The following is a 13,520-nucleotide window of genomic DNA, read 5'->3' as shown; positions in this document are numbered from 1 at the left end:
ACAAGTCGCTTTGGGTGGTGACGATGGTGAGGACGTTGGTCGCTTGGGCCGCGCGAGTCAAGTCAGGGTGTCTCGCCGGGTTTGGGCGTACGGGCCAGGCAATAGACGTCGACCCTCGCCGCACCGGCGTCCATCAGCAGGCGAGCCAGGGCCTGGGCCGTGGCGCCGGTGGTCAGTACGTCGTCGACCAGGGCCAGGTGCAGGCCTTTGACGACGGCGCCGGGTGCCAGGGCGAAAGCGTTGCGCAGGTTTTTTCGGCGGTCTTGGGCGTTCAAGGCCTGTTGAGCGTCGGTGTCTTGGGTGCGTAGCAGCAATCGTTCGTCGCAAGGGATATCGAGACTCGCACTCAACCAGCGAGCCAGCATCGCCGCCTGATTGAACCCGCGCTGGCGCAGGCGTCGGTTGGCCAGCGGTACCGGGATCAGCGCATCGGGGCGCTGCAGATCGTCTTCGAAGCGATGTTGCAGGTATTGAACGAGAAGTTCGGCGAGCAGGCGGCCAAATGGCCACTTGGCGTTGTGTTTGAAGCGGGTGATCAGGCTGTCTACCGGAAAGCTGTAGGTCCACGGCGCAATGACCTGTTCGAAGGCCGGCGGCTGCTTCAGGCAATGGCCGCAGGTCAGGCCCGCAGTCGGGAGCGGCAGGGCGCAGGTCAGGCAGTGATCGCCGAGCCAGGGCAACTCAATTTCGCAGGCCGTGCAGACAGGAGGGATGCCGTCGGACGGTTCATCGCACAAAAGGCATGATTGTTTGTTTTTTAACCAGATGTAAACCGGTCCTTCGTATCGTGGTTGACAGCGCATCGCTCTTCCTTAAATATGCCGAAACAACTGTGAAGCGGCTGTGACATTCCATTACCCAGCCGCATGCCAAAGCATAATTCAAAGGAAACGCCCATGAGTGCCAGCACCACTGCAACCCTGCGTCATGACTGGACTTTGGCCGAAGTCAAAGCACTCTTCGTTCAGCCATTCAATGACCTGCTGTTCCAGGCGCAGACGGTGCACCGTGCGCATTTCGACGCCAACCGCGTCCAGGTGTCGACCCTGCTGTCGATCAAAACCGGCGCCTGCCCGGAAGATTGCAAATATTGTCCACAGTCCGGTCACTACAACACCGGCCTGGAAAAAGAAAAACTGATGGAAGTGCAGAAGGTCCTCGAGGAGGCCGCTCGTGCCAAGGCCATCGGCTCGACCCGCTTCTGCATGGGCGCGGCGTGGAAACACCCGTCGGCCAAGGACATGCCGTACGTGTTGAAAATGGTCGAAGGCGTGAAGGCCATGGGTCTGGAAACCTGCATGACCCTCGGTCGCCTGGATCAGGAGCAGACCGAAGCGCTGGCCAATGCCGGCCTCGACTATTACAACCACAACCTCGACACCTCGCCTGAGTTCTACGGCAGCATCATCACCACCCGCACCTACAGTGAGCGCCTGCAGACCCTGGCCTATGTGCGTGAGTCGGGGATGAAGATCTGTTCCGGCGGCATTCTCGGCATGGGCGAGTCGCTGGACGACCGCGCCAACCTGCTGATCCAGCTGGCCAACCTGCCGGAGCATCCGGAGTCGGTGCCGATCAACATGCTGGTGAAAGTCGCCGGTACGCCGCTGGAAAATGCCGACGACGTCGATCCGTTCGACTTCATCCGCATGCTCGCCGTCGCGCGCATCCTGATGCCGCAATCCCACGTGCGCCTGTCCGCCGGCCGCGAAGCCATGAACGAGCAGATGCAGGCCCTGGCGTTCTTCGCCGGTGCCAACTCGATTTTCTACGGCGACAAACTGCTGACCACCGCCAACCCGCAGGCCGACAAGGACATGCAACTGTTCTCTCGCCTGGGCATCCTGCCGGAAGCCCGCGAAGAGCATGCCGATGAAGTGCATCAGGCAGCTATCGAGCAGGCGCTGGTGGAGCAGAAGAGCAGCGAGCAGTTCTATAACGCGGCGGTTTGAGTCCATCCACCGACTCCTCTGAGTGGAATGCAAAACCACCTGTGGGAGCGGGCTTGCTCGCGAAAGCGTCGGTTCAGTCGACATCGATGTTGAATGTCAGTCAGTCTTCGCGAGCAAGCCCGCTCCCACATTGGATTGTGTGCCTACCCTGATTTATGTGATCTGACTGTCCGAGGCCTGCATGTCTTTCGATCTCGCCGCACGCCTTGCCGCCCGTCGTGCCGAAAACCTCTACCGCCAGCGTCCGCTGCTGGAAAGCCCGCAGGGGCCGCAAGTGGTGGTCGATGGCCAGCCGTTGCTGGCGTTCTGTAACAACGACTACCTGGGCCTGGCCAATCATCCGCAAGTGATCGAAGCCTGGCGTGCCGGCGCTTCGAAGTGGGGGGTGGGCGGAGGGGCATCACATCTGGTCATCGGCCATAGCTCCCCGCACCATGCCCTGGAAGAAGCGTTGGCCGACCTGACCGGTCGCCCGCGCGCGTTGCTGTTCACCACCGGCTACATGGCCAACCTCGGCGCGGTCACGGCGCTGGTGGGGCAGGGTGATACGGTGCTCGAAGACCGGCTCAATCATGCGTCGCTGCTCGACGCAGGGCTGTTGTCCGGTGCGCGGTTCAATCGTTATCTGCACAACGACGCGGTGAGCCTGGCCAAACGCCTGGAAAAAGCCACCGGCAATACGCTGGTGGTCACCGACGGCGTGTTCAGCATGGACGGTGATATCGCCGACTTGCCAGCGCTGGCCCGAGAAGCCAAGGCCAAAGGCGCCTGGTTGATGGTCGACGATGCCCATGGTTTTGGACCGCTGGGTGCCAACGGTGGTGGTATCGTCGAACACTTCGGCTTGAGCCAGGATGACGTTCCGGTGCTGGTCGGCACCCTCGGCAAGGCGTTCGGTACGGCGGGTGCCTTTGTGGCTGGCAGCGAAGAGCTGATCGAAAGCCTGATCCAGTTCGCCCGTCCCTACATCTACACCACCAGCCAGCCACCTGCGCTGGCCTGCGCCACGTTGAAAAGCCTGGAACTGCTGCGCAGCGAACACTGGCGCCGCGAGCATTTGCAGACGCTGATCCGCCAGTTCCGCCACGGTGCCGAACAGATTGGCCTGGAACTCATGGACAGCTTCACGCCGATCCAGCCGATCATGATCGGGGACGCGGGGCGTGCGGTGCGTCTTTCGCAGATGCTGCGCGAACGCGGTTTGATGGTGACCGCGATTCGCCCACCGACCGTACCCGCCGGCAGTGCCCGGCTGCGGGTCACGCTGACGGCTGCCCACAGTGAAGCCCAGGTACAGCTATTGTTAAACGGACTGGCCGATTGTTTTCAACAACTGAAGCCGGAGCCAAGCCATGCGTGATCGTCTGATTCTGCTGCCCGGCTGGGGTCTTGGCGTTTCACCGCTGGAGCCTCTGGCGGCGGCCTTGCGAGGCCTGGATGAGCACCTGCACGTCGAGATCGAGCCGTTGCCGGAACTGGCGTCGAGCGATCTTGAAGAGTGGCTCGATGAGCTTGATTCGACCTTGCCGCAAGACGCCTGGCTTGGCGGTTGGTCATTGGGCGGCATGCTCGCCTGCGAGTTGGCGGCCCGGCGTGGCGATCGCTGTTGTGGTGTGTTCACCCTGGCCAGCAATGCTTCTTTTGTCGCTCATGAACAATGGTCAAGCGCCATGCCCGGGGAAACCTTCGATGCGTTTCTGGCGGGATGCGAAGCCGATCCGCGCGCGACGTTGAAACGCTTTTCACTGCTCTGCGCCCAGGGCGCCGAAGACCCGCGCGGATTGTCGCGGTTGTTGCTCGGTGGCGCCCCGAACACCGCCGCGCCGGTGCTGCTCAGTGGTCTGCAAGTGCTCGCGCAACTGGATACCCGACAGGCTTTACAAGCGTTCCGCGGTCCGCAACTGCATCTGTTCGCCGGCCTCGACGGGCTGGTGCCGGCGCAAGCGGCGGGCGAGTTGTTGGCATTGCTGCCGGATGTCGAAATCGGTCTGATTGAACAGGCCAGCCACGCGTTTCTCCTGGAGGATCCCCACGGTGTGGCGGGGGCGATCCAGGCCTTTTTGCATGAGTCCGGCGATGACTGATCTATCCTTTCCCAACCTGCCCGGCGCCTTGCCTGACAAGCGCCAGGTAGCAGCATCATTCTCCCGCGCGGCGGCCAGCTATGACAGCGTGGCCGAGTTGCAGCGTAATGTCGGCAGCCAATTGCTCAAGCGCTTGCCGCAGGACTTTGTACCGCAGCGCTGGCTGGATCTGGGCTGCGGCACCGGGCATTTCAGTCGTGCCTTGGGTGAGCAGTTCCCGAGCAGTCACGGTGTGGCGCTGGACATCGCCGAGGGCATGCTCAACCACGCCCGGCCATTGGGCGGTGCCGCGCACTTCGTGGCCGGCGATGCCGAGCGATTGCCACTGCAGGATTCGACCTGCGACCTGATCTTCTCCAGCCTGGCGGTGCAGTGGTGCGCAGACTTCGACTCGGTGCTCGGTGAAGCCTTTCGGGTGCTGAAACCGGGTGGCATTTTCGCGTTTGCTAGTCTGTGTGTAGGGACATTGTTCGAATTGCGCGACAGCTGGCGGCAGGTCGACGGCATGGTGCACGTCAATCGCTTCCGGGCGTTTGGTGTTTATCAGCAGTTGTGTGCGGCCAGCGGCTTGAGGGTGCTCAGTCTGCAAAACCTCGCGCACGTGCTGCATTACCCGGATGTGCGCAGCCTGACCCATGAACTCAAGGCGTTGGGTGCGCACAATCTCAATCCCGGGCGGCCCGGTGGCTTGACCGGCCGGGCGCGAATTCTGGGTCTGATTGAGGCTTACGAGCAGTTTCGTCAGGCCCAGGGACTGCCGGCGACTTATCAAGTGGTGTACGCCGTTTTGGAGAAACCCTTATGAGCGCAGCCTATTTCGTCGCCGGCACGGATACCGATGTCGGTAAAACCACGGTCGCCGCGGGGCTGCTGCATGCGGCGCGTTCGGCGGGTTTGAGCACGGCGGCGGGCAAGCCGGTCGCGTCCGGTTGTGATGTGACGCCCAAAGGCTTGCGCAACGCCGATGCACTGGCCTTGCTGGCGGAGTGTTCGCTGCCGCTGACCTATGCACAGGTCAATCCGATGGCCTTCGAACCGGCGATTGCCCCGCATCTGGCGGCGCGAGAGGCGGGCGTGGCGCTGACGGTGCAGTCGTTGCTGGCGCCGATGCGGCAGATTTTGAGCATGCAGGCGGACTTCACCCTGATCGAAGGCGCTGGCGGCTGGCGCGTACCCTTGGCGGATCAGGACAATCTGTCGGACCTGGCCATCGCATTGAAGCTGCCGGTGATCCTGGTGGTCGGCGTGCGGCTGGGGTGCATCAGCCATGCCTTGTTGACCGCCGAAGCGATTGCCCGGGATGGTTTGCAGCTGGCGGGATGGGTGGCCAATATCATCGACCCCAAGACCTCGCGGCTGGAAGAAAACCTGGCCACCCTTGCCGAGCGCATCCCGGCGCCGTGTCTGGGGCGTGTGCCTAAACTCAAGTCCGTTACGGCCGAGGCAGTGGCCGAGCACTTGCAACTGGACCTGTTGGACTGAGGTTTGTCGCATGCGGGCTTTGCCTATGACAAGGCACTGTGCCATTAGTGTTTTTGTCGAGTGTTTTGCCGGCCACTCTGCTTCAATGGCCGCTGTTGATCCTTTGCAAGGACGAGTTCTCCCATGGAAATCTCAGGAAGCACCGCTTTTTATGCCGGTCTGAGCACTCTTCAGACAGGGCAGAACCGTGTCGATCAAGCCGCTGGGCAGATCGCCAACACGACGATCGAGCGTTCGGTCACCAGTCAGTCTTCCGAGGCGCAGGTCGATCGTCTGCGATCGGTTGATCGCAGCCAGCAATCGGACCTGGCCAGCAACGTGGTCGAATTGGCCCAAGGCAAGATGCAGGCGGAGCTGGGCGTGAAAGTCGCCAAGGCAGCCGACGAAGTGCTCGGGACGTTGATCGATACCTACGCTTGATTCTTTAAAGAATCCGCACTCTCCTGCGCCGCGTCTGTTCGCGGCGTTTTTCTGCGTAAGTCTTTCTTGCTCAACTAATCTTTTCAGTGTGGCGGGCTGCTTCGAAAGCGCGGCTGCGCTGTCGTGTGCCTGTGTGTCCAAACCTGCGATGACGAACGGCAAAAGATCGACGCTTGACAAGATTTGGGCGTAAACGTATGTTTCAAACAACTGTTTGATCGCAACAACAAATCCATGCGGTCGTTCATTCCCGGTTACATCAGCAGAGGTTTATCGCTATGCCTGACTACAAGGCCCCCTTGCGTGATATTCGCTTCGTTCGTGACGAGCTGCTCGGCTACGAAGCGCACTATCAGAGCCTTCCGGCTTGTGCCGACGCAACTCCGGACATGGTTGACGCCATTCTCGAGGAAGGCGCCAAGTTTTGTGAGCAGGTACTGGCTCCGCTGAACCGCGTGGGCGACATCGAGGGTTGCACCTGGAGCGAGTCCGGCGTCAAGACCCCGACTGGCTTCAAGGAAGCCTACAAGCAATTCGTCGAAGGCGGCTGGCCGAGTCTGGCTCACGACGTAGAGCACGGCGGCCAAGGCCTGCCGGAGTCCCTGGGTCTGGCCATCAGCGAAATGGTTGGCGAGTCCAACTGGTCGTGGGGCATGTACCCAGGCCTGTCGCACGGTGCGATGAACACCATCTCCGAGCACGGCACCCCTGAGCAGCAAGAGGCTTACCTGACCAAGCTGGTTTCCGGCGAGTGGACCGGCACCATGTGCCTGACCGAGCCGCACTGCGGCACTGACCTTGGCATGCTGCGCACCAAGGCCGAGCCTCAGGCCGACGGTTCCTACAAGGTTTCCGGCACCAAGATCTTCATCTCGGCCGGTGAACACGACATGGCCGACAACATCGTCCACATCGTACTGGCCCGCCTGCCGGATGCACCGGCTGGCACCAAAGGCATCTCCCTGTTCATCGTGCCGAAGTTCATGCCGAACGCCGATGGTTCGGTTGGCGCGCGTAACGCAGTGTCCTGCGGTTCCCTGGAACACAAGATGGGCATCCACGGCAACGCCACCTGCGTGATGAACTTCGACGGCGCTACCGGTTTCCTGATCGGCCCGGCGAACAAAGGCCTGAACTGCATGTTCACCTTCATGAACACCGCACGTCTGGGTACCGCGCTGCAAGGCCTGGCCCACGCCGAAGTCGGTTTCCAGGGCGGCCTGAAATACGCTCGCGACCGTCTGCAAATGCGCTCGCTGACTGGCCCGAAAGCGCCGGACAAAGCCGCTGACCCGATCATCGTCCACCCTGACGTACGCCGCATGCTGTTGACCATGAAGGCATTCGCCGAAGGCAATCGTGCGATGGTTTACTTCACCGCCAAGCAGGTCGACATCGTCAAGTACGGCGTGGACGAAGAAGAGAAAAAGAAAGCCGACGCATTGCTGGCTTTCATGACGCCAATCGCCAAAGCCTTCATGACCGAAGTCGGTTTTGAATCGGCCAACCATGGCGTGCAGATCTACGGTGGTCACGGCTTCATCGCCGAGTGGGGCATGGAGCAGAACGTCCGCGACAGCCGCATCTCGATGCTGTACGAAGGCACCACCGGTATCCAGGCACTCGACCTGCTGGGCCGTAAAGTGCTGATGACCCAAGGCGAGGCTCTGAAAGGCTTCACCAAGATCGTCCACAAGTTCTGCCAGACCAACGAAGGCAACGAAGCGGTTCAAGAGTTCGTCGCTCCGCTGGCAGCGCTGAACAAGGAATGGGGCGAGCTGACCATGAAGGTCGGTATGGCCGCCATGAAAGATCGCGAAGAAGTCGGCGCGGCCTCCGTGGACTACCTGATGTACTCCGGTTACGCCTGCCTGGCCTACTTCTGGGCTGACATGGCGCGCCTGGCGGCCGAGAAACTGGCTGCCGGCACTTCCGAAGAGGCGTTCTACACCGCCAAGCTGCAGACTGCGCGTTTCTACTTCCAGCGCATCCTGCCGCGTACCCGCACTCACGTCGTAACCATGCTGTCGGGCGCCAACAACCTGATGGACATGAAAGAAGAGAACTTCGACCTGGGCTACTAAGCCTTAACGAAGTACTTGAAAAAGCCGCTGCGCCTTCGGGACCAGCGGCTTTTTTTGCTTTAAAGGTTGTCGGTGGAAAAAATACTTGTAACGCCCTTTGAAAAATACCTCAGTAATTCACTCAGCAACTCGGACTTTCTGCCGTTACAGTAGTTGGCACATTGCCATCTATTGAACTGACGGGTCGGAGCTTTACCCTTGCTGCGTTCTTCCGCTGTGCGTTTCAGCCATTTCCTGCCGTCATTAGTGCTGTTGCTGGCGGGGCTTGCGGCTGCATACATCAAGGATCTGAACGTCTTCTTCACGTCGCTGTTCAACGTGCTGCCCACCCTGGTGTTGTTGCTCGGTGGCGCCTATTGCGCGGTGTACCGACGCCAGCGTGAACTGTTTCTGATGGTCACGGTGTACATCGCCTACTTTCTGCTCGACACCCAGACCGACTATTACCGCGACAACGGCAAGGTGCGTGACGATGCCGCCGTGGTCTTTCATTTGTGTTGCCTGCTGCTGCCGCTGCTGTTTGGCGTGTTCGCGGCGTGGCGGGAGCGCACCCATCTGTTCCAGGACATGGTGGCGCGATTTGCGGTCTTGCTCGCGGTCGGCAGCGTGGCGCTGGGGCTTGAGCAAAGTTATCCACATGCGCTGCTGATCTGGCTGTCGGAGATTCGCTGGCCTGCCTTGCATGGCGCCTGGATGAGCCTGATCCAGTTGTCCTATCCGGTGTTCATTGCGGCGTTCCTGCTGCTGGCCTGGCAATACTGGCGCAACCCGCGCCCGCTGCATGCCGCGCAATGGGTGGGGCTGCTCGGGTTGTTCTGGATGTTGCCGAAAACCTTCATCTTGCCATTCACGCTGAACATCATGTGCAGCCAGGTGATGCTGATGATCGCCGCCGCCGTTGCCCACGAAGCCTATCAAATGGCCTTCCGCGACGAACTGACCGGGTTGCCGGGCCGTCGTGCGCTGAATGAACGCATGCAACGGTTGGGGCGCAACTACGTGTTGGCCATGAGCGACGTCGACCACTTCAAGAAATTCAACGATACCTACGGCCACGACGTCGGCGACCAGGTGCTGCGGCTGGTGGCCAGCAAGCTGTCGAAAATCGGCGGCGGCGGTAAGGCGTATCGCTATGGCGGCGAGGAATTTGCCCTGGTGTTTGCAGGCAAGACTCTCGAAGAGTGCATGCCGCACCTGGAAGTCATCCGCGAGTCCATCGCCACTTACAACATTCAACTGCGAAACCAGGAAAACCGCCCGCAGGACGATAGTCAGGGGCGCCAGCGGCGTGCCGGTTCGGGTGCGTCGAGTGTATCGGTGACAGTCAGTATCGGCGTTGCCGAACGGATCGATCAACGCACCACCGAAGAGGTGCTCAAGTCCGCTGACCAGGCGCTCTACAGCGCCAAGGGCGCCGGGCGCAACTGCGTGATGGCGTTCGGGCAGAACCGCCGTGGCGCCGTGCGCATGGACGCCGCTACGGTTGAGTGATGATGGCGCATTCAGCGAGCGCAAAGTGATTGTGAGGCGTGGTCGGCAGCAGTAGGTTGGAGAAATCTGCCGACGGAGAATGACCATGCCCGAGTACAAAGCTCCCTTGCGCGACATGCGCTTTCTGATCGACCACGTCTTCGACTTTCACAGTAACTACGCCGCGCTGGGGGCCACCGATGCCAGCCCGGACATGGTCGATGCGATCCTCGAAGAAGGGGCGAAGTTCTGCGAAAACGTGCTGTCGCCGCTCAACCGCAGTGGCGATGAAGAGGGCTGCCATTTCGACAATGGCGTGGTCACCACGCCGGCGGGCTTCAAGCAGGCATTCGCCCAGTATGTCGAGGGCGGCTGGCATGGCCTGGCGGCGGATCCGCTTTACGGCGGTCAAGGGTTGCCGATCTCTCTGGGCCTGGTGATCAGCGAGATGGTGGGTTCCAGCAACACCTCATGGGGCATGTACCCCGGCCTGACCCACGGTGCGATGTCGGCGATCCACGCCCACGGCACCGAGGCGCAGAAGCAGACCTATTTGAAGAAGCTCACCGCTGGCCAATGGACCGGCACCATGTGCCTGACCGAAGCCCATTGCGGCACTGACCTGGGCATCATCAAGACCCGCGCCGTACCTGCGGTCGATGGCAGTTACGCGATCTCCGGCAGCAAGATCTTCATCTCCGCCGGCGAGCACGACATGAGCGCCAACATCATTCATTTGGTGCTTGCCAAGTTGCCTGACGCTCCGGCCGGGACCAAAGGCATTTCGCTGTTCATCGTGCCCAAGTTCCTGCCCGATGCGACGGGCGAAGCGGGCGAGCGCAACGGCGTGTCCTGCGGCTCGATCGAACACAAAATGGGCATCAAGGCCTCGGCCACCTGCGTGCTGAACTTCGACGAGGCCAAGGGCTTCCTGATCGGCGAGCCGAACAAGGGCCTCAACTGCATGTTCACCATGATGAACCACGCGCGGCTGGGCACTGGCATGCAAGGGCTGTGTCTGGGTGAGGCGAGCTTCCAGGGCGCGATCAAATACGCCAACGACCGTTTGCAGATGCGCTCGCTGACCGGCCCGAAAGCGCCGGAAAAAGCCGCCGACCCGATCATCGTGCACCCTGATGTGCGGCGGATGTTATTGACCATGAAAGCCTTCAACGAAGGCAACCGCGCGCTGACCTACTTCACCGCGCAGCTACTGGATGTGGCGCACCTGAGCCCGGATGAAACGGCGCGTCAGGATGCCGAAGACTTGCTGGCGTTCCTCACGCCGATCTGCAAAGCCTTCATGACCGACACCGGGCTGGAGGTGACCAACCATGGCATGCAGGTGTTTGGCGGCCACGGGTTCATTCGCGAATGGGGGATGGAACAACTGGTCCGTGACTGCCGGATCGCGCCGATCTATGAGGGCACCAACGGCATTCAGGCGCTGGACTTGCTCGGGCGCAAGGTGCTCGGCAGCCAGGGCAAGCTGCTGCGCGGCTTCACCAAGATCGTCCACAAGTTCTGCGCGGCGAACGTCGAGCATCCACAACTGGCCGGGTATGTGGCGCAACTCAATCAACTGAACCAGCAGTGGGGTGAATTGACCACCAAGGTCGGCATGGCGGCGATGAAAAACCCGGACGAAGTCGGTGCCGCGTCGGTGGATTACCTGATGTACAGCGGTTACATCATCCTCGGCTACCTGTGGTTGCGCATGGCGCTGGTGGCTCAGGCGCAGCTTGATGCGGGCAGCGACGATGGCGACTTCTGCCGGGGTAAACTGGCGACCAATGAGTTTTACTTCAAGCGTCTGTTGCCACGCACTGCTGCTCATCGGGCGGCCATAGAGGCGGGTAGCGATTGCCTGATGCAACTGCCAGCGGAGTTGTTTGCGCTTTAGTCATGTAAATCCGTTACAAAGAAGCTCGCCTTGCGCGGGCTTTTTTGTTGATGACTAAAAATAACAAAATGGTCACGAGTTGACCCTATGTGTCGCAAAAGTTGTTGGGGTACACTCCGACCCAACGAAAACACTCTTCCTGTGAATCACCTGTATAGATCTTGCGAGGTTTGCCATGGCTGACTACAAAGCGCCCCTGCGCGATATGCGCTTCGTCCTCAATGAAGTTTTCGAGGTCGCCAAACTCTGGGCCGAACTGCCTGCACTGGCTGAAACCGTGGATGCAGAAACGGTCGAAGCCATCCTGGAAGAAGCCGGCAAAGTCACCAGCAAAAGCATCGCACCGCTGAGCCGTGCCGCTGACGAAGAAGGTTGCCATTGGGCGGACGGTGCCGTCACCACGCCGGCAGGTTTCCCACAGGCCTATCAGACCTACGCTGAAGGCGGCTGGGTCGGTGTCGGTGGCGATCCGTCCTACGGCGGCATGGGCATGCCCAAAGCCGTTTCGGCCCAGGTCGAAGAAATGGTCAACTCCGCCAGCCTGTCGTTCGGCCTGTACCCGATGCTGACCGCCGGCGCTTGCCTGTCGATCAACGCCCACGCCAGCGAAGAGCTCAAAGCCGCGTACCTGCCGAACATGTACGCCGGCATCTGGGCGGGTTCCATGTGCCTGACCGAGCCACACGCCGGTACAGACCTGGGGATCATCCGTACCAAAGCCGAGCCTCAGGCCGACGGCTCCTACAAGGTCAGCGGCACCAAGATCTTCATCACCGGTGGCGAACACGACCTGACCGAAAACATCATCCACCTGGTGCTGGCCAAGCTGCCGGATGCACCGGCGGGGCCGAAAGGCATTTCGCTGTTCCTGGTGCCGAAGTTCATGGTCAATGCCGATGGCAGCCTGGGCGCGCGCAACCCGGCGAACTGCGGTTCGATCGAACACAAGATGGGCATCCAGGCGTCCGCGACCTGCGTGATGAACTTCGATGAAGCCGTGGGTTATCTGGTCGGCGAGCCAAACAAAGGCCTGGCGGCGATGTTCACCATGATGAACTACGAGCGACTGGGTGTCGGTATCCAGGGCCTGGCCACTGGCGAACGCTCGTACCAGAACGCCGTGGAATACGCCCGTGACCGTCTGCAAAGCCGTTCGCCAACCGGCGCGCAGAACAAGGACAAAGTGGCTGACCCGATCATCGTCCACCCGGACGTGCGTCGCATGCTGCTGACCATGAAAGCCTCGAACGAAGGTGGTCGTGCGTTCTCCACCTACGTGGCGATGCAACTGGACACCGCCAAGTTCAGCGAAGATGCAACCACCCGCAAGCGTGCGGAAGACCTGGTGGCGTTGCTGACCCCGGTGGCCAAGGCGTTCCTGACCGACCTCGGCCTGGAAACCACCGTACACGGCCAGCAAGTCTTTGGCGGCCACGGTTACATCCGTGAGTGGGGTCAGGAGCAACTGGTGCGTGACGTGCGCATCACCCAGATCTACGAAGGCACCAACGGCATTCAGGCGCTGGACCTGGTCGGGCGCAAGATCGTGGGCAGCGGCGGGGCGTTCTACAACCTGTTCGCCGACGAGATTCGCCACTTCACGGCGACCGCCAGCACGGACCTCGCCGAGTTCACCAAGCCGCTGAACGACGCAGTGACCACCCTCGATGAACTGACCGCGTGGTTGCTGGATCGTGCGAAGAGCAATCCGAACGAAATCGGCGCGGCGTCGGTCGAGTATCTACAGGTGTTCGGTTACGTGGCGTACGCCTACATGTGGGCACTGATGGCCAAGGCGGCTTTCGGCAAGGAAGCGCAAGACGATTTCTATGCCAGCAAACTGGGCACGGCGCGGTTCTATTTTGCCCGCCTGTTGCCGCGCATTCACTCGTTGAGCGCGTCAGTGAAGGCCGGTAGCGAATCGTTGTTTCTGCTGGATGCAGGACAATTCTGATGAAGTAACGTTATGTAAGCATTCTCTTACATGACGTGCTGCTGTTCTCCCATGGATGCAAATTGGATCCACAGCTAATCTACTTCACATGGACGTAGCGCAGGAAGCGCAAAGCAACAACAGGGACACGTAGGATTCTGCCAGGACGGTGGAGTGAAATGGATGTCAGGG

Annotated in this window: 11 protein-coding genes; 10 read left to right on the top strand and 1 reads right to left on the bottom strand. The window is 60.7% G+C overall.

The window, feature by feature from the left end; all coding sequences use genetic code 11:
* Positions 1-62: 62 nt before the first annotated feature.
* Positions 63-803: a ComFC family protein gene (locus tag AC3IT9_RS26745; protein WP_489271371.1), complete on the bottom strand. Its 741-nt coding sequence runs from the start codon at positions 801-803 to the stop codon at positions 63-65.
* 93 nt (positions 804-896) lie between these two features.
* Between AC3IT9_RS26745 and bioB the strand changes: the two genes are divergently transcribed.
* The 10 genes from bioB to AC3IT9_RS26695 all read left to right on the top strand — a co-directional run bounded on the left by bioB (position 897) and on the right by AC3IT9_RS26695 (position 13,349).
* Positions 897-1,952 (top strand): biotin synthase BioB, encoded by a 1,056-nt coding sequence (gene bioB, locus AC3IT9_RS26740; protein WP_150725167.1) that lies wholly within the window; start codon positions 897-899, stop codon positions 1,950-1,952.
* A gap of 181 nt (positions 1,953-2,133) precedes the next feature.
* A complete protein-coding gene (gene bioF, locus AC3IT9_RS26735) occupies positions 2,134-3,312 on the top strand; it encodes an 8-amino-7-oxononanoate synthase (protein WP_150756150.1) in 1,179 nt (392 codons plus the stop codon).
* Positions 3,305-4,036: an alpha/beta fold hydrolase gene (locus tag AC3IT9_RS26730; protein ID WP_150725169.1), complete on the top strand. Its 732-nt coding sequence runs from the start codon at positions 3,305-3,307 to the stop codon at positions 4,034-4,036. Before bioF ends, AC3IT9_RS26730 begins: the two co-directional genes overlap by 8 nt.
* Entirely contained in the window at positions 4,029-4,841 is an 813-nt protein-coding gene (gene bioC / locus AC3IT9_RS26725) for a malonyl-ACP O-methyltransferase BioC (RefSeq protein ID WP_489271370.1), read from the top strand. The genes AC3IT9_RS26730 and bioC overlap by 8 nt, the downstream gene beginning before the upstream one ends.
* Positions 4,838-5,518: a dethiobiotin synthase gene (bioD, locus tag AC3IT9_RS26720; protein WP_150725171.1), complete on the top strand. Its 681-nt coding sequence runs from the start codon at positions 4,838-4,840 to the stop codon at positions 5,516-5,518. The genes bioC and bioD overlap by 4 nt, the downstream gene beginning before the upstream one ends.
* 123 nt (positions 5,519-5,641) lie before the next feature.
* Entirely contained in the window at positions 5,642-5,938 is a 297-nt protein-coding gene (locus AC3IT9_RS26715; protein ID WP_489271369.1) for a pyrroloquinoline quinone biosynthesis protein PqqE, read from the top strand.
* 278 nt (positions 5,939-6,216) lie between these two features.
* On the top strand, positions 6,217-8,022 hold the full coding sequence (locus AC3IT9_RS26710) for a phenylacyl-CoA dehydrogenase (RefSeq protein ID WP_150756146.1): 1,806 nt from the start codon (positions 6,217-6,219) through the stop codon (positions 8,020-8,022).
* 198 nt (positions 8,023-8,220) lie between these two features.
* Positions 8,221-9,513: a GGDEF domain-containing protein gene (locus tag AC3IT9_RS26705; protein ID WP_489271368.1), complete on the top strand. Its 1,293-nt coding sequence runs from the start codon at positions 8,221-8,223 to the stop codon at positions 9,511-9,513.
* An 85-nt stretch (positions 9,514-9,598) separates the two neighbouring features.
* Positions 9,599-11,395, top strand: coding sequence for an acyl-CoA dehydrogenase C-terminal domain-containing protein (locus tag AC3IT9_RS26700; protein WP_489271367.1), 1,797 nt, complete (start codon positions 9,599-9,601; stop codon positions 11,393-11,395).
* A 175-nt stretch (positions 11,396-11,570) separates the two neighbouring features.
* The gene (locus AC3IT9_RS26695; protein WP_150725176.1) at positions 11,571-13,349 is read left to right on the top strand and encodes an acyl-CoA dehydrogenase C-terminal domain-containing protein; all 1,779 of its coding nucleotides are present in this window, start codon (positions 11,571-11,573) and stop codon (positions 13,347-13,349) included.
* Positions 13,350-13,520 lie beyond the last annotated feature (171 nt).

It is taken from the genome of Pseudomonas sp. KH_046_1, from assembly GCF_057839025.1.
Note: the sequence above shows the minus strand (reverse complement) of the source record. Positions and strands in the feature narration are given on the sequence as shown.

Coding starts and splice junctions, on each gene's coding strand:
- bioC (WP_489271370.1), top strand. CDS start 4,029: ATGACTGATCTATCCTTTCCCAACCTGCCCGGCGCCTTGCCTGACAAG.
- AC3IT9_RS26710 (WP_150756146.1), top strand. CDS start 6,217: ATGCCTGACTACAAGGCCCCCTTGCGTGATATTCGCTTCGTTCGTGAC.
- AC3IT9_RS26745 (WP_489271371.1), bottom strand. CDS start 803: ATGCGCTGTCAACCACGATACGAAGGACCGGTTTACATCTGGTTAAAA.
- AC3IT9_RS26730 (WP_150725169.1), top strand. CDS start 3,305: ATGCGTGATCGTCTGATTCTGCTGCCCGGCTGGGGTCTTGGCGTTTCA.
- bioD (WP_150725171.1), top strand. CDS start 4,838: ATGAGCGCAGCCTATTTCGTCGCCGGCACGGATACCGATGTCGGTAAA.
- bioF (WP_150756150.1), top strand. CDS start 2,134: ATGTCTTTCGATCTCGCCGCACGCCTTGCCGCCCGTCGTGCCGAAAAC.
- bioB (WP_150725167.1), top strand. CDS start 897: ATGAGTGCCAGCACCACTGCAACCCTGCGTCATGACTGGACTTTGGCC.
- AC3IT9_RS26700 (WP_489271367.1), top strand. CDS start 9,599: ATGCCCGAGTACAAAGCTCCCTTGCGCGACATGCGCTTTCTGATCGAC.
- AC3IT9_RS26695 (WP_150725176.1), top strand. CDS start 11,571: ATGGCTGACTACAAAGCGCCCCTGCGCGATATGCGCTTCGTCCTCAAT.
- AC3IT9_RS26715 (WP_489271369.1), top strand. CDS start 5,642: ATGGAAATCTCAGGAAGCACCGCTTTTTATGCCGGTCTGAGCACTCTT.